Source organism: Pseudomonas sp. W2-17 (assembly GCF_041060445.1).
GTDB lineage: Bacteria > Pseudomonadota > Gammaproteobacteria > Pseudomonadales > Pseudomonadaceae > Aquipseudomonas.
This window is the reverse complement of record NZ_JAUFNS010000004.1, coordinates 158632-178685: the sequence shown is the minus strand read 5'-3', so window position 1 is coordinate 178685 and position 20054 is coordinate 158632. Positions and strand designations below refer to the sequence as shown.

Genomic DNA, 20054 nt, shown 5'->3' with positions numbered 1-20054 from the left:
GCGCATTGCGTGGTTGAAGCCGCTTCCATCTGCCGCGCGCATTGACCGACAGTCGCCCGTGCTTGGCCCAACTCACTTGTACCTCTAGACTGGCGGCCTTTCATTGCCCCACAGCTGTTTGCGCGAGAACCATGGCCGCCATCGTAGAACCCTTCTGGATACGCAAAACCCTTGAGCAGCTCGATGCAGTCGAGTGGGAGTCGCTGTGTGACGGCTGCGGTTTGTGCTGCCTGCAAAAGCTCGAGGACGAGGATGACGGCAGCGTTTACTACACGCGCATCGCCTGCAAGCTGCTGGACCTGAACACCTGCGCCTGCACCGATTACCCGAATCGCCGGGCCCAGGTCCCGGACTGCATTCAGCTGACACCCGGACAGGCCGATGAATTCAAGTGGTTGCCGCCCACCTGCGGCTATCGGCTGGTCAGCGAGGGCAAGGACTTGCCGCTCTGGCACCATTTGGTGTGCGGGGACCGGAAACAGGTGCACAAGCAGCGTATTTCTCAGTCCGGCCGAATGCTCGGCGAAGGCAGCGTGCCCGAGGACGACTGGGAGGATTATCTGATTTTTCGCGCGGGCTAACGCAAAAAGCTCGTGAGGCTGTCGGTTCAGCCGTCACGAGCTTGCTTGCGATGCAGCGTCGATCAGACGCCTTTCGGACCTTTCAACGCGTCGACGCCAGTGTCGACAGCGTCTTCTACAGCGACTTCAGCCTTGGTTTTCAGCTTGCTCAGTTCGGCGCCTGCTTCTTCGATGCGCGAACGGGCTACGTCCATTTCGCTGCGGCTTTTGTCGATGAGCGCCTTGGCCGAGCAGTGGCCAGTGATGCCACGGGCCAGTACGGCGCCGCCGATTGCCAATTCCACCAGACCAAAGATCCCGCCGCGGCGCAGGCCTTTACCCATCATCAGTACACCACCTGCCAGCGAGCCGATGCGCTCCCAGCCCTGTACGTTCTGCTGCGGGTAATCGTGCAAAGGTCGTTCGATGCGTTCAATGATCGGGGTGTCGCTCATGATGCGTTCTCCGTGGAAGATAGGGTCCTTAAAGCTGACTGTCACAAGCGCAAACTGTTCAATGCGTTTTGTCAGCGCGCGGACGTCAGCTGCGATCGGTTTCCCGTCCGAACTGCGGGCCAGAGCGGGTGTTGATGCCTTTGGCCATGCGGTCGTAAAGCACGACGTTGACCGTCGCCGCGAGGTTCATGCAGCCCGTCGTGGGGATGTACACCACGTCTTCGCACCAATCGCGGATCTCTTTATCCAGCGAACCGTCTTCCGGCCCGAAGATATAGATGGCCCGATCAGGGTGGGTGTACTCCGGCAACGCACGTGCGCCCTCGACCAACTCAACGGCCACCGGCACGCAGCCCAGCGGGATGATCTTTCTCAGGTCATCGATGCCGATCAGCGGGATGTCCTGGTGGATCTTCTTGGTGTCGGTAACGAAATCGCGGGCACGCTCGTAGCGCTTGCCGGTGTAGAACACCGACGCCACGCCATAACAGCCTGCTGCGCGCATCACCGAACCGACGTTTTCCGGGGACTTGGGATTGAACAAGCCGATGCAGGCATAGCGTTTGTTGGCCACGGGGGAGGGTGCTCATCAGAGAAAGCGCGGGATTATAGGGGAAAGAGGCAGCTTTAAGCTTTAAGCGGCAAGCCACAAGCCACAAGCCTGGCAAGCGGTGATCGCTTAAGCGCCGCCGTGCCCTTGCTTGCAGCTTGCCGCTTAAAACTTGCAGCTCAACGCCTCAATCCTTCTTCATCAACCCGGCCAGCGCGGCGAACGGGTTGTGAGTCGCCTTGGCGGTTTTCGGGCTGCTGGTCGAGCTTTCCGAAAAGTATTGCTGGTCGGTGTAGCGCGAGTGTTCGTTGTCGTGGCAGTACAGGCACAGCAGCTCCCAGTTGGAGCCGTCCTGGGGATTGTTGTCGTGGTTGTGGTCGCGGTGGTGAACGGTCAACTCGCTGAGGCGTTTGCCGGCAAATTCCCGGGCGCAGCGGCCGCAGACATGGGGGTACATGCGCAGGGCTTTGTCGCGGTAACCCATTTCGCGGTCACGCTGGTTGTCGGCGAGGATGCGGTCCAGTTTGGAAGTATTGGTTGGCGTGTTGGCCGAACTCATGGCGTCACCTGTTTCGTGTTCTGTTGGCGATGGAGAGCAATGCAGGCAAGTCTAGCGCTTTGCCCGTCGATCAGCCCTTGAGTTTTTCAGCGATCCAGATGGTATGTCGTGTGCCCTTGTTGCCATGGGCGTAGACCTTGACCTCTTCGGCCTTGAAACCGGCCTTGCGCAGCTTGTCGCTGAAGGCTGCGTCGGCGCTGGCGGACCACACGGCCAGCACACCTTTGGGGCGCAGTGCGCTGGCGCATGCCGCAAGACCGCCGGCCGAATACAGCCAGCTGTTGGACTTTTGCGTCAGGCCCTCAGGGCCGTTGTCGACGTCCAGCATGATCGCATCAAAGCCCTGAGGCTCGGCTTTCAGCACCTGAGCGACGTCCTGTACCACCACCTTGGCGCGTGGATCCTGCAACGGATTGCCCGATTTCTCACCCAACGCGCCGCGGTTCCACTCGACGACGCCGGGTACCAGCTCGGCGACCACTACTTCGCCGTTCTTGCCCAGGTGCTTGAGTGCCGACGCCAGGGTGAAGCCCATGCCCAGTCCGCCGATCAGCACCCGCGGGTTGAGGCGGGACGCGACCTTCTTGCAGGGGATTTCGGCCAGGGCGTCTTCGGAGCCGTGCATGCGCGTGTTCATCAACTGGCCGCCGTCGCCGCCCTGAATCTTGATGACAAAATCCTCGCCGTACTCGAACAGGCACAAGGCGCCGCCGTTATCGGGGATCGGAGTGGTGTCGAGCAGAACAAAACGTTTCATGGATAACTCGTCAAAAGGGTCGGGCCGCATACAGCGCAATTTGTCAGAGCGCGATGGGTTGCGCAGGAGTAGCCTGAGCGGTAAGTGAAAGATTGGCAGGGGAGGCCAACGATGAAGTGCTCCATTCTACTGACGATTGTCATCACTGTGCTCGGCGTGTCGCAAGCGTCTGCCGAGAGCCTGCAACCTGTTTTGAACACGCCCGAGCCCATGGCGGCGTCCGCCGGTTCGCCCGGCACCGCAACGCCAACGCCGTATCCGCAAGTGGCACCGCCGGGCGTTCCCCATGCAGGCGGGCAGGGCAACCCGCCGCTGCTGCCGAAGATTCCCCAACCAGGTCCGCCAAAGGACGATGAGCCGTTGCCGGGCTTGCAGCCGTCCGCCAAGCCGAATCCCTGAAGGCCGTTCTGCTTAATCCTGCTGGGCGACTACCTGACCGTCCATCATGCGCAGCCGTTTCGACATCGCCACCGCGATCGCGCGGATGATCTTCGCCGCGACCTTCGGCGCTTCGTTGAGCATCTTGTCCAGCGAGTCCTTGCCCAGGTTCAACAGATCGCACGAGGACGCGGCAACGCAGGTAGCCGAGCGGCGTTCGCCGTCCAGCACGGCCATTTCGCCAAACGCCCTGCCACTGCGCAGAATCGCGGTCTCCACCGGATGGCCGTCACTGTTGAGCTTCTGCACCGACACCGTGCCCGAATGAATGATGCACATGAAGGTGCCCGCGTCGCCTTCGTTGAAGATCGCGTCACCTTTTTCAATGTTGCTGATGCTGAAGTATCCCGCAGCCGCGGCAAATTCCGCGGGCGTCAGGGCGATGAACAGACCGCAGTCCATCAGCATGTCGCGGATTTCTTTGTTGAGTAATGTAGACATGGCGAGTTCTTGTTGAGTGTTCAGGGAGATTGCGTGAAGCACTGACTGGCGTGAGAGCCGCCCCGGACTTTACAGCGTCCGGGGCTTGCCATGTGACACACCGCCTGCGCAGATTTCGTCAGGCCAGTTTCAGCACTTTCAGAATAAATCCGTATTCGAGTGCTACGTCACGTAATCCCTGATAACGCCCGCTCATGCCGCCGTGGCCTGCGCCCAGTTCGGTCTTGAGCAACAGCAGGTTGTCGTCGGTTTTCAGATCACGCAGTTTCGCCACCCACTTGGCGGCTTCCCAATACTGCACACGGCTGTCGTTATAGCCCGCGATCACCAGCATGGCCGGATACTGCTGCGCCGTGACATTTTCGTAAGGGGCGTAGGCCTTGATCCGCGCGTGAACATCGGGCTCTTGCGGGTTGCCCCATTCGTCGTACTCGGTGACGGTCAGCGGCAGATCGGGATCGAGCATGGTGTTCAGCACATCAACGAACGGCACTTCAGCGATGGCCGCCTTGAACAGCTCCGGACGCTGATTGACCACTGCGCCAATCAACAGGCCGCCGGCACTGCCGCCACTGATGATCAGTTGCCCGGCAGTGGTGATGTTCTCCGCGATCAAGTGTTCGGCGCAGGCGATGAAGTCGCTGAAGGTGTTCTGCTTGTGCTCCTGCTTGCCGTTGCGGTACCAGGCCTCGCCCAGCTCACCGCCGCCGCGCACGTGAGCGATGGCGAAAGCGATGCCGCGATCAAGCAAACTCAGCCGTGCGTGAGAGAACCACGGGTCCAGGCTTTCGCCGTACGCGCCATAGCCGTACAGATACAGCGGAACGGTCTGACCGGCCAGCTCGCGTTTGACCACCAGGCTGATCGGCACTTGCGTACCGTCGGCGGCTGTCGCCCACAACCGCTGGCTGACGTAGGCATCGGCATCGAACACACCCAGTACGGGCGTTTCCTTGAGTACGATTTGTTCCCCGGTCGCCAGCGACAATTGCCACACCTGCGGCGGACGATTCAGCGACTGATAGCGCAGGCGAATTTTGTCGCTCTCGAACTCAAGGGTGTCCTGCACATACAGGTTGTACGCCGCATCCGGCAGTTGCACGCGATAGGCCGGCAGCCCTTGGGGATGGACTTCGACGATCGGCAAGCCGCCTTCGCGCAGGCTCAAGGTCAGGCCTTTGGCGTTGAGACTGAAGCCGTCGAGCATGACCGTGTCGCTGTGGGCAATCAGGTTCTGCCAGTCGCCACGCTCCGGGATGCCATCGGTTTTTTCAGGTGCGTGGTACAGCGCAAAGTTGATGCCCTCCTGATTGCTGCGGATGACCCAGCTCCATTCGCCCTCAATCAGGCCGTGGTCCACTGAGTATTCGTGACCTTCGCTGCGCAGCGCCATGCACACGAACTTCTGCTGGGGTGTGTCGGCGTCCAGCACCCAGGCCTCGCTGGTGGTTTTGCTGTCCAGCCCCACGATCAACTGCCGCTCCGAGCTGCTGCGGTAGCAATGCAGGAAGAAGCGTCCGTCCGGCTCGCTGAACACCAGCTCGGCGGATGCTTCGCCCAGCTTATGACGGTACAGCTTGTGCGGACGATGGGTATCGTCCAGCTCGCCGAAGAACAGCGTCTGGCTGTCGTTGGCCCAGGTCATGCTGCCGTCGCAGTCTTCGAACGGCAGGCTGCTGACCATGCCGCTGCTCAGCTCTTTGACGTACAGCTGATAAACCTCTTCGCCGCTGGTGTCGAGGCTGTAGGCCAGGCGTTGATGGTCGGGGCTGATGCTGAACGCGCCGAGGGAGAAGAAGCCTCCGCCGGCCAGTTCGTTGGGGTCGAGCAGCAACTCTTCAGCGCTTTCGTCGAGGGTCTGGGAGTCATCGGCCGGACGCGGGCAACGATAGTGACGGGCGTATTCGTCGCCCTCGGTGGTGCGCGTGTAATAAAGATACGGACCCCAGGGGGAGGGCAGTGACAGGTCGGTTTCAAGGATGCGACCCTTGATTTCCTGAAACAGGGTTTCGCGCAATGGCTGCAGGTCGGCGAGCTGCTGTTCCTGCCAGGCGTTCTCGGCCTTGAGGTAATCGAGCACTTCATCGGTGTCGCGGTTTTGCAGCCAGGCGTACGGGTCGGCGCCGTCAGCCTTGCGGGCGACGGGGGCGCTGGAAGTATGTGGGGCGGAAGGCATGCTGGGCTCTCTCACGTGGGCTCATCTGAACGGGATCGGTCGCGCTGCCCGGTACGGGACACGCGGCAGACCGATAACTGAAGCCGGGGAAGCCGGGCTGGTGAAAAGTCGTTATCATAAGCGCCTCTTTACCTGCCTTACCACGGACGTCATGACCGACAACGACTATCTGATTGCCTGGGGCCTCTACGCGTTCGCCGCGTTGGGCTGTCTGTTGGTGTGGTTCAAGCTGACCGGCTGGATGTGGCGCTACCTGCGCGAACCCCTGCGCGTGATCGGCGCCGTGCTGTTGTTCTGCCCGACCATCGTCGATCCGGCCAAGGATCAATACGCCCCGGCGCTGGCGATCAGCGTGCTGGATCTGGCGCTGAAAGTCGGCAACAACGTCTGGCGCGCCGTGCTCGACCTCTCCACCTACGGCGCCATCGCCCTGGGGCTCTACCTCATCTTCGCCTTGATCCGCTTGCCGTTCCTGCGCAAGAAAAAAGCCCGTCTGGCCCACGCCCAAGCGGCCGCTGCTCAGGCTGCCGCCGAGCAAAAGGAACACGACGAGCCTTATGCCGATCAAGGGGCAGGGCGCTTGGCCAGCCAGTCGTCTACTTCAACGCCAGTGGCTGCGTCAACGCCGGGGCCAAGCGGCCGTTATCGCGTCGAACCCAAGCTGTGATCGTGACCAGCGTCTTCCTGGACGCGTGCGTCAACGCACCGAGACCTGATCATGTGTGAACTCCTGGGCATGAGTGCCAATGTCCCGACCGACATCGTGTTCAGCTTCACCGGGCTGATGCAGCGCGGTGGTCGCACCGGTCCGCACCGCGACGGTTGGGGCATCGGCTTCTACGAAGGCCGAGGCTTGCGCCTGTTTCAGGACCCTGCCGCGAGCAGCGAGTCGGAAGTCGCGCAGCTGGTCCAGCGTTACCCGATCAAAAGCGAAGTGGTCATCGGCCACATTCGTCAGGCCAACGTTGGCAAGGTCTGCCTGTCCAACACCCATCCTTTCGTGCGTGAACTGTGGGGGCGCAACTGGTGTTTCGCCCACAACGGTCAGCTCGCGGATTTCAATCCCGGCGCAACGTTTTATCGGCCGGTGGGCGATACCGACAGCGAAGCGGCGTTCTGCGATCTGCTTAACCGGGTGCGCGAAGCGTTCCCCGAGCCGGTCGAGATCGAGCAATTGCTGCCGACCCTGGTCGAGGCCTGCAACGAATACCGCAGCAAAGGCGTGTTCAATGCGCTGCTCAGTGATGGCGACTGGCTGTTTTGCTACTGTTCGACCAAGCTGGTGCACATCACCCGCCGCGCCCCGTTCGGGCCGGCGCGCCTGAAAGACGTCGATGTCATCGTCGATTTTCAGGCGGAAACCACGCCCAACGATGTGGTAACGGTGATTGCCACCGAGCCGCTCACCGAAAACGAGACCTGGAACCGTTACGAGCCGGGTCACTGGAGTCTTTGGCGCCGCGGCGAATGCGTTGCCGAAGGCTCGGCCTGAAAGAGAGGGATCTATGCTGCGCAGCTATATACGACTGGTGTTGTTCACGGCAGGCCTGTTGGTAGGCGTGCAGATTCCAGGCTTCATCAGCGATTACAGCAAGCGCGTCGAAGCGCACATGCTGGAAGCGCAGCAAAGCCTGCGCGGCTATAACGAGACCGCCCTGCGGTTCTTCAATGGCGACGTCCAGGCGTTGATCCAGCACTACCGCACCAGCGACGACCCGGTGTTCCGTACCGACGCCGACAACATCAATAATTTGCTCAGCCGCAATCAGACCCTCGACCGCGAATGGCTGGCCCTGCAAGGCCCGTGGTATGCCCGCGCCTGGCATGTGCTGACCGCCGCCGACACCAACATCCGCACCGAAACCTGGAATGGTTACACCTGGCAGGTGCTGCTGTCGCCGGAAGTCATCGGCTGGGGCCTGATGTGCGCGCTGCTGTTCTCGCTGGTCATCGAAAGTATTGTGGTGTTCATTGATTGGGTGTTCGTCGGTCGACACCATGTGCGACCGGTGGGGCGCGACTGGCGCTGAGGCGGGTTGCCCGGTCACCGCGTTACCAGTGGGACCGGCTTCAGCCGGGAAGGGGCCGTTCCGGTCAGCAAAGATTCCCCGCACCGTTCACTTTTTCTTATCCTGCCCCCGCGCTTTAATTAGTTGGACGCTCGAGCCATTCCCGCCGAAGAATGCTCCCAACGCACAGCCCTGTGTTCCCGCGCTGCCAACCTGACAACCCCGCGCGTACACTCGAGCTTCTCCCCGTTTCAATCGCACAGGAGTCACGCCCTTGAGCCGCCTGTTATTGAATTGTGATATCGGCGAAAGCTACGGCGCCTGGACCATGGGTCTGGACGCCGAGGTCATGCCCTACATCGATTGCGCCAATATCGCCTGCGGCTTTCATGCCGGTGATCCGAGCATCATGCGCAAAACCGTCGCGCTGGCCCTGGCCAACAATGTCACCATTGGCGCGCACCCGGCTTATCAGGATCTGGTGGGTTTCGGCCGTCGCTCGATGGCCTGTTCTGCGCAAGAGATTCAAGACCTGCTGCATTACCAGATCGGCGCACTCGACGGCGTTTGCCGAGCCCAGGGCGGTCACGTCAGCTACGTCAAACCACACGGCGCGATGTACAACGACATGATGGCCAACCCGACGCAGTTGCGCGCGGTCATCGAAGCCATCGCCCGTTACAACCCGGAACTGCCGCTGATGCTGCTGGCCATGCGGGACAACTCGTCAGCGCAGGCCATTGCCGATGAATTCGGCGTCACGCTCTGGTTCGAGGCCTTCGCCGATCGCGCCTACGACAGCGTCGGGCGTCTGGTCTCCCGCAATCTGCCGGGAGCTGTGCATCACGATGCGGAAGTCATCATCGCCCAGGCCATGACCTTGTCCCGAGGCGAAGCGTTGATTGCCAGCGATGGCAGCGAGCTGCGACTGCACCCCCACACCCTGTGCGTGCACGGCGACAACGCCAGCTCCATCGACGCGGTCCAGCGCATTCGTCAGGCGTTGAACAGCGCTGACACCGGACCATCCCCACTGTGAACCTGCGCATTGAAGTCGTCGCCATCGATTGCCTGATGGTCCGCCTGTTCGACGTCATCGACGAGGCCAACATGCCGTGGATGCTCGCCGCGACGTTGCGGTTGCGTGAGGGTTTCGCTGCGCATTTGATTGATCTGGTGCCGTCCTACACCACGCTGATGGTGCATTACGATCTGTTGGCGCTGAGTCCCACACAGGCTCGGGCCATCATTACCGATGCGCTGACTGATCTTGCACCCGACGCCGCCCAAAGCGGTCGGCAGCATGTGTTGCCGGTCTGGTACGACCTCAGCGTCGGGCCCGAGTTAAACCTGCTATCGACGCGCAGCGGGTTGTCGGTCGACGAAGTGATTCGCCGCCACAGCCAGCGAGAGTATCAAGTCTTCGCGCTGGGCTTCGCGCCGGGGTTCGCGTTCATGGGGCTGGTGGAAGAAATCCTCGCCGCGCCGCGTATCAAGACGCCCCGCAAGCGCGTGGCGGCGGGAAGTGTCGGCATCGCCGAACGGCAAACCGCGGCCTATCCGCTGGCGTCGCCCGGGGGCTGGAACATCCTTGGCCGCACCCCCGCCAAACTCTTTGACCGCGAAATCGACGGCTACAGCCTGATGCAGCCCGGCGATACCGTGCGTTTTGCCGCCGTTGATCACGCCGAGTTTATTCGTCTGGGCGGCGACGATACGCCGCTGGAGGGCTTGGCATGAGCGCGTTGACGGTAAAAAGCAGCACGCCGCTGTGCCTGTTGCAGGACGCGGGGCGGTTTGGCGTGAGACACCTCGGCGTCACCCAGGGTGGCGCGCTGGATTGGGTGTCGATGTCGTGGGCCAACAAGCTGCTGAATAACCCGCTGAACGCTGCCGTTATCGAAGTGACGCTGGGCGGCCTGACGCTGCTGGCCGAATCCGACTGCTGCCTGGCGCTGGCGGGTGCGGATCTGGGCGTTATGCTCGACGACCGACCGATTGCGCCGTGGCACAGCTTCTTCGTTCGCAAAGGCCAGCAGCTGCGTTTTACCCGGCCCATCACCGGTGCCCGCGCATATCTCGCTGCCCCCGGCGGATTTGCGGCGGTCGATGTGCTCGGCAGCTGCGCCACCGTCACACGCGAAGGGCTGGGCGGGCTCGAAGGAAGCGGCAAAGCGCTGGCTGAAGGCGATCAACTGACTTATTCAGGGACGTCATTTGCGCTTCACGCGCTTCCCGGTCACCTCATCCCCGACTTTTCCGATCAGCGTCCGCTGGACGTGGTGCTGGGCGCGCAGATCGGGCAGTTCAGCGGCTTGAGCCTGTTCGACGCGTTCAACAGCGAGTGGACCCTCGACAGCCGCGCCGACCGCATGGGCATGCGCCTGCTGGGGCCGGAGCTGGTTTATCAGGGCAAACCGATGATCTCCGAGGGCATCCCGCTCGGCGCTATCCAGGTCCCGCCGGACGGCCAGCCGATCATCCTGCTTAACGACCGTCAGACCATCGGCGGCTATCCAAGGCTCGGCGCGCTGACGCCGCTGTCACTGGCCCGGCTGGCGCAGAAACTGCCGGGGAGTGTGGTGCGGATGAGGGCAGTGGTGCAGGAGGTAGCGCATCGGGAGCAGGTGCGGTTTTTGAAGCTTGTCAGCGGTCTTCTTTAGGAGGTTTCAGTTGTCCAGGCGCCGCGCAATCATGCGGCAAACACCGTCCGTGTGGGAGTGACCGGGGTGGCGCTCCACCTTGCTCACGAAGGCGGCATTTCAGTCGCTAAAGATTCAGTGAATGTACTGGCCTCTTCGCGAGCAAGCTCGCTCCCACAGTCTGCCACCTGCGGGAAGATCCGCGACGTCGCCCTTAGTTGAGATTTCAGCATCACTTCGCCAGATACCGCATGCCTTCCTCCAGCCCGCGCAGCGTCAGCGGGTACATCTGATCTTCGATCAGGTCGCGCACGATGTTGGTGGAGGTGGTGTAGGCCCAGGCGTCTTTTGGGTGAGGATTGATCCAGATGATCTTCTTGAACTTGGCCATGAACCGCTGCATCCAGACGTAGCCCGCTTCTTCGTTCCAATGCTCCACGCTGCCGCCCGGTTGGGTGATTTCGTAGGGCGCCATGGCGGCGTCGCCGATGAAGATCACTTTGTAATCCGCACCGTATTTATGCAGCAGGTCTTGGGTGGCGGTGCGCTCGGAGGTGCGGCGCTGGTTGTTCTTCCACACCGACTCGTAAACGAAGTTGTGGAAGTAGAAATACTCCATGTGCTTGAACTCGGTCTTGCAGGCCGAAAACAGTTCTTCGCAGATCTTCACATGGGCGTCCATCGAGCCGCCGATGTCGAACAGCAGCAACAGCTTGATGGTGTTGCGGCGTTCGGGGCGCATCTGGATGTTCAGCAAGCCGGCGTCGCGAGCGGTGTGGTCGATCGTGCCGTCGATGTCCAGTTCGTCCGCCGCACCCTGACGCGCGAACTTGCGCAGACGCCGAAGGGCCACTTTGATGTTGCGCGTGCCCAGTTCAACCCCGTCATCGAGGTTCTTGTACTCGCGCTGATCCCAGACCTTCGCGGCCTTGCCCTGACGTTGGCCGGCGTCACCCACCCGGATGCCCTCGGGGTTGTAACCGCCTGAACCGAACGGGCTGGTGCCGCCGGTGCCGATCCATTTGTTGCCGCCGGCGTGGCGCTCCTTTTGCTCTTCCAGACGCTTCTTGAACTCTTCGATCAGCTTATCCAGGCCGCCCAAAGACTGGATTTGCGCGCGCTCTTCAGCCGTCAGCGAACGCTCGAACTCCTTGCGCAGCCAGTCTTCGGGGATCAACGCCTGCAGGTGATCGTCGAGCTTTTCCAGGCCATTGAAGTACGCGCCGAACGCCCGGTCGAACTTGTCGAAATGGCGCTCGTCCTTCACCAGAATCGTGCGCGACAGGTAATAGAACTCGTCCATATCAGCGAACGTCACGCGCTGCTTCAGCGCGTTGATGAGGTCGAGCAGTTCACGCAACGAAACCGGCACTTTGGCAGCGCGCATTTCGTTGAACAGGTTGAGCAACATAGTCGGCGTCCCGCGCTTGATCTAAATAAGCTTGACCAAAAAAGGCTCAGCGATTGCCGCGACGGCTCATGAACGCCAGGCGTTCAAGCAGATGCACGTCCTGCTCGTTCTTGACCAGCGCGCCGGCCAACGGCGGGATGGCCTTGGTGGGGTCGCGCTCGCGCAGTACCGCTTCGCCGATGTTGTCGGCCATCAGCAATTTGAGCCAGTCCACCAGTTCGGAGGTCGAGGGTTTTTTCTTCAGGCCCGGGACTTTGCGCACATCGAAGAACACGTCCAGTGCTTCGCTGACCAGGTCCTTCTTGATGTCTGGATAGTGCACGTCGACGATCTTTTGCAGCGTGCTGCGATCGGGAAATGCGATGTAGTGAAAGAAGCAGCGGCGCAGAAAGGCGTCCGGCAGTTCTTTTTCGTTGTTGGACGTAATGATGATGATCGGGCGCTTTTTGGCCTTGATCGTCTCGTCGATCTCGTAAACGTAGAACTCCATTTTGTCGAGTTCTTGCAGCAGGTCGTTGGGGAATTCGATGTCTGCCTTGTCGATCTCGTCGATCAGCAGAATCACCCGCTCTTCGGATTCAAAGGCTTCCCAGAGCTTGCCCTTCTTCAGGTAATTACGCACGTCGTGGACTTTGTCGACGCCCAGTTGCGAGTCGCGCAGGCGGCTGACCGCGTCGTACTCGTAGAGGCCTTGGTGCGCCTTGGTGGTGGACTTGATGTACCAGGTGATCAGCCGCGCACCGAAGGATTCGGCCAGTTGCTCGGCGAGCATGGTCTTGCCGGTGCCGGGCTCGCCCTTGACCAGCAGCGGGCGCTCCAGGGTGATGGCGGCATTGACCGCAAGCTTCAGATCGTCAGTGGCGACGTAGGCGTGGGTGCCTTCGAATTTCATCGGGAAAATCCTCGAACAGCGCGAACAGGCCGTAGGCCTTAACCGCGCAAGATAGGGCGCAAAGAGTGCAGCGACTATACCGCGCACCCCGCGCGACTGTGAACGCAGACGCTTTATTCAGTATCTGAATGGGGCGTCACGACCTGACCGGCTAAAATTTGTAACGACCGTTGAGGTATCGCCAAAATAGCGATACCTTATTTTCCATGTCGACCAAATACAGATTCAGGGACAAATACAGGATTCAACTGCGGGAAAAGGATCACCTGCCGCCCCACGTACACCTGACCGGTGGCGGGCTGAACGTGTTGATCTGTCTGCAGTTGGTTGAACCCATGCTCGGCCACGCCCCGGCCGCCGTACTCAGGGAGGCGCTCGACTGGGTAAGAGCCCACCAAACAGAATTGCTGGAGGAATGGAAACGATGGCATCCATGAAACGTCCGCGCCTCAAAACCGTAGAGGCGCTGGCTCATCAACAATTGGCGCTGACATTCATCAACGACGTGAGATACGTCCTCGACCTGAGCAGCGACATCGCTGCATTTCCGGGGCTGCAACCGCTCAAGGACCCGAACGTGTTCAAGCAGGCGCAGATCGGCGACGACGGCTGGACCGTCGAGTGGGCCGAGCCCGACATCCAGATCGGCGCCGACACCCTGTATCTGGACGCCAAGGCGCAGGCCGCCACCGACGAGAACACGCGGATATTCATCGGCTGGCGTGCGCGCACCGGCTTGCCGCTGGCCATGGCGGCCGAGGCGCTGGGCGTCAGCACCCGCAGCATCACCCGCTACACCAACGGCAGCGAGGCGGCACCGCGCACCTTGGCGCTGGCGTGTCTGGGGTGGGATGCGTTGCAGAATCAGTCAGGCAGCGGCGTGTTGCTGGCCGAGAAGCGTGCGGCTTACGGAGTTGACAAAGGGAGCGGCGTTGACAAGACGAGCGGCGTTGGCAAGGGGGCAGGCGAAGATGGCGAGTAAGCTGACTCGCGAGCGAGGAGTGTCAGCGATCAAGGTCATCGCTGACTAAACGCTTCGCGAGCAAGCTCACTCCTACAGCGCTGTGCCAGTCAAAACGCTACGCTCACTTCGCCTCGTCCTTGCCACTGTCATAGCGCGTATTGAATGCCTTCACGAAGGCGTTACGCAGGATCTGCAAAAACGCTTCGAACGCACTGATGTCCTGTTTGTGAACACTGCCGCTGAGTTCCACGCGGGTGGCGAACTGGTTCTTCCCCTGGTTCTTCAGCACGGTTTCGCTGCCGCCGACCACGGCTTCCCAGATCGAACGGAAGAAGCCTTTGTTCTGGTTCTCCACGTCCTGCTGCCAGTCAAATACATCGACGTTACGCAGCAGGGGCTTGATGTAGCCACTGAGCTGGCCGTTGGTGGCCTGGGCTTCGATGACCACATCGCCGTCGCCCGCGTTGAAGTCGAATTTGCCATACGCCGACGCGAAGTCGTTCAGGCGCTTGAGCTGGATACCGGTCGCGCGCAGCTTGAAGTCGAAGTCCTCCAGGCTGAACGGGTCGAACGTCGCGGTGCTTTCCAGTGGCGCATGGCCCAGCAGCATGGCCTTGCCCTCGAAGCGGGCATCGCGCTTGCCGGCTTTGTCTTCGACGTTGGTCAGGTTGTAGATGCTGGCGTTGATGTTGTCGGCATCGATTTTCACTTTCGGCGTGGAGTTGAAGTTGTTGAAGGTAATCTTGCCGTCCTGGATGCGCATCTCGTTGAGGGTGATGGGCAGCAGCTTGTTCAACTGGGCGCGCCAGTCAGTGCCCGCACCGGTCTGGGACTGGCGCTTGTCCGGGCCACCGTCGACGAAGTTGAGTTCGGGGCTGGCAAACGCGACCTCTGCGACCACGGCATGGTCGTACCAGAGCGAATGCCAACTGACAGCAATGTCGATGACCGGCGCGTTCAGCAGTGGCACCGGCACCTTGCCATCGACCTTGACGATTTTCAGGCCGTTGATCCGGTACGCCCCGCGCCACAGGGCCAGGTCCACATCCGTGACCTGACCGCGGTAGTCGCCCATGTCGGCAAGTTTGTCGTTCAGGTAATTGCGCACCACATACGGCAGCGCGATATGGACTGCGATCAGCAACACCACCAAGCCAACAATTGTCCATAACGGCCAGCTGTAACGACGTTTCATGTTTCAACCCTCCAGTGACGTAGTTTTGTTGACTGCTGGCGATGTGATCGGTTCGCTTCGACTGGACGTTGCACCGGCTCAAGGCATAGGCTTTGAGCTTTTCCAAACCTGCACAAGGACCCGGTCATGAGCCGTATTTACGCAGATAACGCCCATTCCATCGGCAACACGCCACTGGTGCAGATCAACCGAATCGCGCCGCGCGGGGTCACCATCCTGGCCAAGATCGAGGGGCGTAATCCGGGGTATTCCGTCAAGTGCCGGATCGGCGCGAACATGATCTGGGACGCCGAAAGCAGCGGCAAACTCAAGCCCGGCATGACCATTGTCGAACCCACTTCCGGCAACACCGGCATCGGCCTTGCGTTTGTTGCCGCGGCCCGTGGCTACAAGCTGACCCTGACCATGCCGGCCTCCATGAGTATAGAGCGGCGCAAGGTCCTCAAGGCCCTGGGCGCCGAACTGGTGCTGACCGAGCCGGCGCTGGGCATGAAAGGCTCCATCGCCAAGGCCGAGGAACTGCTTGCCAGTGATCCCGCCACGTACTTCATGCCGGCGCAGTTCGAGAACCCGGCCAACCCGGCCATTCACGAGAAAACCACCGGCCCGGAAATCTGGAACGACACCGACGGCGCCATCGACGTGCTGGTCGCGGGCGTCGGCACCGGCGGCACGATCACCGGCGTCTCGCGCTACATCAAGAACGCCATGGGCAAGCCAATCATTTCGGTGGCCGTCGAACCGCTGGGCTCGCCGATCATCACCCAGGCGATGGCCGGCGAAGAGATCAAACCCAGCCCGCACAAGATTCAGGGCATTGGCGCGGGTTTCATCCCGAAAAACCTCGACCTCTCGATTGTCGACCGCGTCGAGCTGGTGAGCGATGAAGAAGCCAAGGCCATGGCCCTGCGCCTGATGCAGGAGGAGGGGATTCTCTGCGGTATTTCCTGTGGCGCCGCCATGCACGCAGCGGTGCGGATGGCCGAGAAACCGGAAATGCAGGGCAAGACCATTGTGGTGGTACTGCCGGATTCCGGTGAGCGCTACCTGTCGAGCATGCTTTTTAGCGACCTGTTTACTGAACGCGAGCTGACTCAATAGTCGTGTCCGCGGCCGCTTCGGCTTTTTACCCGGCGGACTAAGGCTTATGATGGCCGCCATTCGAAACCCGCCGGAAGATTGTCCCAGGTCATCCGGCGGCGGTTTCAGCAGCGTAAGCTTCGGGCCGCGCGGTTCGGCCCTGTTCCAAGGAGAGTTTCATGACCCTTTCTTTTGCTGTCAAAGCAGCGATTCTGCTGTTGTTTGTCGGCAGCACGCTGTACGTGCATCTGCGCGGCAAGGCGCGTTTGCCGGTATTGCGCCAGTTCGTGAATCACTCCGCACTGTTCGCCCCGTATAACGCCTTGATGTACCTGTTTTCCAGCGTGCCGTCCAAGCCGTATCTGGACCGCAGCAAGTTTCCCGAGCTCGATGTGCTGCGCGACAACTGGGAAACCATCCGCGATGAAGCCATGCACCTGTTCGACGAAGGCTATATCCGTGCGGCCGCCAAGGACAACGACGCGGGTTTCGGTTCGTTCTTCAAGAAAGGCTGGAAGCGTTTTTACCTGAAGTGGTATGACAAACCGCTGCCGTCCGCCGAGGCGTTGTGCCCCAAGACGGTGGAACTGGTCAGCCGTATTCCCAACGTCAAAGGCGCGATGTTCGCCCTGTTGCCCGGCGGTAGCCACTTGAACCCGCATCGCGACCCGTTCGCCGGCTCCCTGCGTTATCACCTGGGCCTGTCAACGCCGAACTCCGACGATTGCCGCATCTTCGTCGACGGTCAGGTGTACGCCTGGCGCGACGGTGACGACGTGATGTTCGACGAAACCTACGTGCATTGGGTCAAGAACGAAACCGACGTCACCCGCGTGATTCTGTTTTGCGACATCGAGCGGCCGCTGAGCAATCGTTTCATGATCGCCGTCAACCGCCGCGTCAGCGCGTTTCTGGGCCGGGCCACCGCGCCGCAGAACACTGATGACGAACGCGTCGGCGGGATCAATCAGGTCTATGCGTTCAGCAAGCGGTTCAGCAACAGCTTCAGCGGCAAGGTCAAGCAGTTCAAACGCGCCAACCCCAAGGCCTATCGCATCCTGCGTCCGGTGCTGGCGGTGATCGTGCTGACGCTGCTGGGCTACTGGCTGTTCGGCTGAATACCCGCAGTTATCCAGGCGCCGCTGCACCTTGTGCAGCGGCGCTTTTTTGTTTCTGGCGGACGGCCATTCACGGCTAATAGCACGCCCATTCAATCCCGCGAACCACCCTGCGCCGACCATTGATCGCCCCTGGTTGTCGTCATCACGCCTTTTTGCCAGGAACACTTTGAAGAAGGCAGATCCATGGCAAGCCGAATATCCCTGTTGTCCCTCGCGTTACTCTCGTGCTCCAGCAACCTGATGGCGGCCACTGCCGATGAGGAACATGGTTTTCTCGCCGATACCTCGCTGAATGTGCTGGCGCGCAACTTCTTTCTGGATAACGACTACCGCACAGGGCACTCCGGGCAGAGTTACCGCCAAGAGTGGGCGCAGGGGTTCATCGCCAATCTGCAATCGGGGTTCACCCAAGGCACTGTCGGGTTCGGCGTCGATGCGCATGCGTTCTACGGCCTGAAACTCGACAGCGGAAAGGGACGGGCCGGAACCGGACTGTTGCCGCTGGGCGATGACGGGCGAGCTGCCGACGATTATTCCGATGCGGGCGGCGCGCTCAAACTGAGGATTTCAAAGACCACGCTGAAGTTTGGCGAAATGGAAGTGGAAACCCCCGTGCTCGATACCGGCGACAAGCGCCTGCAACCGGAGTACGCCACGGGGTTTTATCTCGACAGCCGCGAAGTCGATGGCCTGAAGCTGGTGGCCGGGCACTTTACCGCCTTCAAGAACGAAAACGCTTCGACAGCCAAGGGCGACTTCGATGGCTACGGTGCCAGCACGCGCGGTTCGTCGCTGAGTCTGGTGGGCGTCGAGACCACTGACGATTCCGCATTCGGCGGCTCGGTGTACGCCTCACAGCTCGCTGACACCTGGCGGCAGTACTACACCAATCTGCATCACTTGAGCGTGCTGTCGGACAACCGTTCGTTTTTGCTGGACGCCAATCTCTACCGCACCCTGGATCAGGGCGACGCAAAGGCAGGCGCGCTGAATAACACCGCTTACAGCCTGCTGGCCAAGTACAGCGTTGGTCCGCAGGGATTCTCCCTTGGTTGGCAGAAAATCGACGGCGACACGCCGTTTGACTTTGTGGGGGGCGACTCGATCTACCTGGCCAATTCGATCAAATACGCCGACTTCAACGGCGCGCACGAGCAGTCGTGGCAAGGGCGCTACGACCTTTCGTTCGCCGCCCTTGGCATTCCCGGCCTCACGTTCATGACCCGCTATGTGCGCGGCAGCGGCATTGATGGCACCCATGCGCCACGGGGCGCGGTGTATCAGCCGTTAGATGACGTCACCGGACGTTATCAGCCGATTCAGGGCAAGGACGGACGTCACTGGGAGCGCGACATCGACCTGAAATACGTCGTTCAGTCGGGACCGGCCAAAAACCTGTCGTTCGACGTGTCCCATGTTTCGCACCGGGGTAACGACGCTCAGGGGGGCGACGATATCGACCGCTTGTATATCGTGATGCAGTATCCGCTGAAGCTGCTGGACTGAGTCGTCCGGTCAAATTGGCCGACGTGCAAAACGCTGTTGCGCGAGACCTCGTCGGCTGTTTATAGTCGGCCTCAGTGTTGCAACATACTGCAACGCTGAGTCATTCCTCCTTGAGAAGACGAGCACGATGCCTGCATCCAGCCCACATTTCGCGTTCCGTGCAACAGCCTGTGCTGTCGCTGAACCGCGCGGTTGCATGCAAATCGCCTTCATCACGCGTTACCCGCCACCCCCACCTGTGAACAGCCCTGTCGTGTGCGCCGTTGCACCGCCAGGGGTCGTTGCGCTCGGCTGATCGACTGCGTCAACGCTGTCGACCGAAGCCTGCAAGCGCTCGCAAAACATCCGTGAATCCGGTTCGTGCCGGGTCCGATTTTGTCTGAATCACAGGTGACTCATGTTCGCTAATAAAGCCTTGGCCTCAATGGCCACGACGACGCTTTTCGTCCTGCTCTGGAGCAGCGGCGCAATTGTTTCCAAGTGGGGCCTGACCCACGCCTCGCCGTTTGCGTTTCTGCTGTTCCGTTTCCTGCTGGCGCTTGTGGCGCTGGCAATCCTGATCCCGGCCTTGGGTTACAAGCTTCCCGCCACCCGCGCGTCGATGGGCTTCGCGTTAATGACAGGCGCCGTGCTACTGGGGGCTTATCAGATCTGCTACCTGCTGGCGCTTGACATGAAAGTCGCGCCCGGCGTCATGGCCACGATCATGGGCGTGCAACCGATACTCACGGCCGTGCTGGTCGAACGCAGTCGCTCGGGGTCCCGCATGTTTGGCCTGAGTCTGGGGCTGGCCGGCCTGGTGCTGGTGGTCTGGCAAGGCATCGGCGACGGCGGATCGCTGGCCGGCATGGCCTTCGGCGTACTGGGCATGTTGAGCATGACCGGCGGCTCGATCATGCAGAAACGCATCACCGAGAACCCCCTCGGCACGTTGCCGGTGCAATACCTCGCGGGGACGGTGGTGTGTGCCGTGTTCGTGCCGTTTCAGCCCTTTCATTTCGAGCACAGCGTCGGCTTCTACGTGCCGGTGCTGTACATGGGGCTGGTGGTGTCGGTGCTGGCGACGTTTCTGCTGTATCGCCTGATCGCCCAGGGCAATCTGGTCAATGTCACCAGCCTGTTTTACCTGGTGCCCGGCGTCACCGCGATCATGGACTACCTGATCTACGGCAACCGGCTCGCGCTGATGAGCTTGCTGGGGATGGTGCTGATTGTGGTGGGGTTGGTGTTTGTGTTCAGGAAGGTTGAATAGAACCGTCCACGGCTGCGGCGAATGCTGCGGGCGATGCGGATGAAAA

General features: G+C 60.9%; 23 protein-coding genes. 14 read left to right on the top strand and 9 right to left on the bottom strand.

What is annotated here, in order from left to right; genetic code table 11:
• Nucleotides 1-131: 131 nt before the first annotated feature.
• Complete coding sequence (locus tag QWI20_RS06480; protein WP_369304725.1) at nt 132-581, top strand: YcgN family cysteine cluster protein; 450 nt, start codon at nt 132-134, stop codon at nt 579-581.
• Between the two features lie 62 nt (nt 582-643).
• Here QWI20_RS06480 and QWI20_RS06475 read toward each other — a convergent pair whose 3' ends face one another.
• The 4 genes from QWI20_RS06475 to QWI20_RS06460 all read right to left on the bottom strand — a co-directional run bounded on the left by QWI20_RS06475 (nt 644) and on the right by QWI20_RS06460 (nt 2881).
• Nucleotides 644-1015, bottom strand: a complete 372-nt coding sequence (locus QWI20_RS06475; protein WP_369304724.1) for a DUF2892 domain-containing protein — start codon at nt 1013-1015, stop codon at nt 644-646.
• 85 nt (nt 1016-1100) lie between these two features.
• Nucleotides 1101-1589, bottom strand: coding sequence for an RNA methyltransferase (locus QWI20_RS06470; RefSeq protein WP_369304723.1), 489 nt, complete (start codon nt 1587-1589; stop codon nt 1101-1103).
• A gap of 163 nt (nt 1590-1752) precedes the next feature.
• A complete protein-coding gene (locus tag QWI20_RS06465; protein ID WP_074890657.1) occupies nt 1753-2124 on the bottom strand; it encodes a YajD family HNH nuclease in 372 nt (123 codons plus the stop codon).
• Nucleotides 2125-2194: 70 nt separating this feature from the next.
• The gene (locus QWI20_RS06460) at nt 2195-2881 is read right to left on the bottom strand and encodes a spermidine synthase (RefSeq protein WP_237259135.1); all 687 of its coding nucleotides are present in this window, start codon (nt 2879-2881) and stop codon (nt 2195-2197) included.
• A 111-nt stretch (nt 2882-2992) separates the two neighbouring features.
• On the opposite strand from QWI20_RS06460, the gene QWI20_RS06455 reads away from it, so the two are divergent.
• The gene (locus QWI20_RS06455) at nt 2993-3280 is read left to right on the top strand and encodes a hypothetical protein (RefSeq protein ID WP_369304721.1); all 288 of its coding nucleotides are present in this window, start codon (nt 2993-2995) and stop codon (nt 3278-3280) included.
• A gap of 12 nt (nt 3281-3292) precedes the next feature.
• Here QWI20_RS06455 and QWI20_RS06450 read toward each other — a convergent pair whose 3' ends face one another.
• Nucleotides 3293-3760 (bottom strand): Crp/Fnr family transcriptional regulator, encoded by a 468-nt coding sequence (locus QWI20_RS06450; protein ID WP_369304720.1) that lies wholly within the window; start codon nt 3758-3760, stop codon nt 3293-3295.
• A gap of 118 nt (nt 3761-3878) precedes the next feature.
• On the bottom strand, nt 3879-5936 hold the full coding sequence (locus QWI20_RS06445) for a S9 family peptidase (protein WP_369304719.1): 2058 nt from the start codon (nt 5934-5936) through the stop codon (nt 3879-3881).
• A 151-nt stretch (nt 5937-6087) separates the two neighbouring features.
• Here QWI20_RS06445 and QWI20_RS06440 point away from each other — a divergent pair, with 151 nt between their 5' ends.
• From QWI20_RS06440 to QWI20_RS06415, 6 genes are all read left to right on the top strand, one after another.
• A complete protein-coding gene (locus QWI20_RS06440) occupies nt 6088-6603 on the top strand; it encodes an MFS transporter (RefSeq protein WP_369304718.1) in 516 nt (171 codons plus the stop codon).
• Nucleotides 6604-6654: 51 nt separating this feature from the next.
• Nucleotides 6655-7428, top strand: a complete 774-nt coding sequence (locus tag QWI20_RS06435) for a class II glutamine amidotransferase (protein WP_192170911.1) — start codon at nt 6655-6657, stop codon at nt 7426-7428.
• A gap of 13 nt (nt 7429-7441) precedes the next feature.
• Nucleotides 7442-7966 carry a DUF2937 family protein gene (locus QWI20_RS06430; protein WP_369304717.1) on the top strand — a complete coding sequence of 175 codons (525 nt, stop codon included), beginning with the start codon at nt 7442-7444 and terminating at the stop codon, nt 7964-7966.
• A 253-nt stretch (nt 7967-8219) separates the two neighbouring features.
• Entirely contained in the window at nt 8220-8984 is a 765-nt protein-coding gene (locus QWI20_RS06425; protein ID WP_369304716.1) for a 5-oxoprolinase subunit PxpA, read from the top strand.
• The gene (locus tag QWI20_RS06420) at nt 8981-9685 is read left to right on the top strand and encodes an allophanate hydrolase subunit 1 (RefSeq protein WP_369304714.1); all 705 of its coding nucleotides are present in this window, start codon (nt 8981-8983) and stop codon (nt 9683-9685) included. The genes QWI20_RS06425 and QWI20_RS06420 overlap by 4 nt, the downstream gene beginning before the upstream one ends.
• Nucleotides 9682-10608, top strand: coding sequence for a biotin-dependent carboxyltransferase family protein (locus tag QWI20_RS06415; RefSeq protein WP_369304713.1), 927 nt, complete (start codon nt 9682-9684; stop codon nt 10606-10608). The genes QWI20_RS06420 and QWI20_RS06415 overlap by 4 nt, the downstream gene beginning before the upstream one ends.
• A gap of 211 nt (nt 10609-10819) precedes the next feature.
• On the opposite strand, the gene QWI20_RS06410 is transcribed toward QWI20_RS06415, so the two are convergent.
• Nucleotides 10820-11998: a VWA domain-containing protein gene (locus QWI20_RS06410; RefSeq protein WP_369304712.1), complete on the bottom strand. Its 1179-nt coding sequence runs from the start codon at nt 11996-11998 to the stop codon at nt 10820-10822.
• Nucleotides 11999-12044: 46 nt separating this feature from the next.
• Nucleotides 12045-12890: an AAA family ATPase gene (locus tag QWI20_RS06405; protein WP_369304711.1), complete on the bottom strand. Its 846-nt coding sequence runs from the start codon at nt 12888-12890 to the stop codon at nt 12045-12047.
• Nucleotides 12891-13096: 206 nt separating this feature from the next.
• Between QWI20_RS06405 and QWI20_RS06400 the strand changes: the two genes are divergently transcribed.
• Together QWI20_RS06400 and QWI20_RS06395 are read left to right on the top strand one after the other, a co-directional pair.
• Nucleotides 13097-13327, top strand: a complete 231-nt coding sequence (locus QWI20_RS06400) for a DUF4160 domain-containing protein (RefSeq protein ID WP_369304710.1) — start codon at nt 13097-13099, stop codon at nt 13325-13327.
• The gene (locus QWI20_RS06395) at nt 13324-13872 is read left to right on the top strand and encodes a hypothetical protein (protein ID WP_369304709.1); all 549 of its coding nucleotides are present in this window, start codon (nt 13324-13326) and stop codon (nt 13870-13872) included. Before QWI20_RS06400 ends, QWI20_RS06395 begins: the two co-directional genes overlap by 4 nt.
• Nucleotides 13873-13975: 103 nt before the next feature.
• On the opposite strand, the gene QWI20_RS06390 is transcribed toward QWI20_RS06395, so the two are convergent.
• Entirely contained in the window at nt 13976-15049 is a 1074-nt protein-coding gene (locus tag QWI20_RS06390; RefSeq protein ID WP_369304708.1) for a DUF748 domain-containing protein, read from the bottom strand.
• Nucleotides 15050-15175: 126 nt separating this feature from the next.
• Here QWI20_RS06390 and cysK point away from each other — a divergent pair, with 126 nt between their 5' ends.
• The 4 genes from cysK to QWI20_RS06370 all read left to right on the top strand — a co-directional run bounded on the left by cysK (nt 15176) and on the right by QWI20_RS06370 (nt 20008).
• Nucleotides 15176-16150 carry a cysteine synthase A gene (cysK, locus tag QWI20_RS06385; protein WP_369304706.1) on the top strand — a complete coding sequence of 325 codons (975 nt, stop codon included), beginning with the start codon at nt 15176-15178 and terminating at the stop codon, nt 16148-16150.
• A gap of 158 nt (nt 16151-16308) precedes the next feature.
• Nucleotides 16309-17247: an aspartyl/asparaginyl beta-hydroxylase domain-containing protein gene (locus QWI20_RS06380; RefSeq protein ID WP_369304705.1), complete on the top strand. Its 939-nt coding sequence runs from the start codon at nt 16309-16311 to the stop codon at nt 17245-17247.
• A 186-nt stretch (nt 17248-17433) separates the two neighbouring features.
• Nucleotides 17434-18756: an OprD family porin gene (locus QWI20_RS06375; RefSeq protein ID WP_369304704.1), complete on the top strand. Its 1323-nt coding sequence runs from the start codon at nt 17434-17436 to the stop codon at nt 18754-18756.
• 397 nt (nt 18757-19153) lie between these two features.
• The gene (locus QWI20_RS06370) at nt 19154-20008 is read left to right on the top strand and encodes a DMT family transporter (protein WP_369304703.1); all 855 of its coding nucleotides are present in this window, start codon (nt 19154-19156) and stop codon (nt 20006-20008) included.
• The last annotated feature ends 46 nt before the right edge of the window (nt 20009-20054 follow it).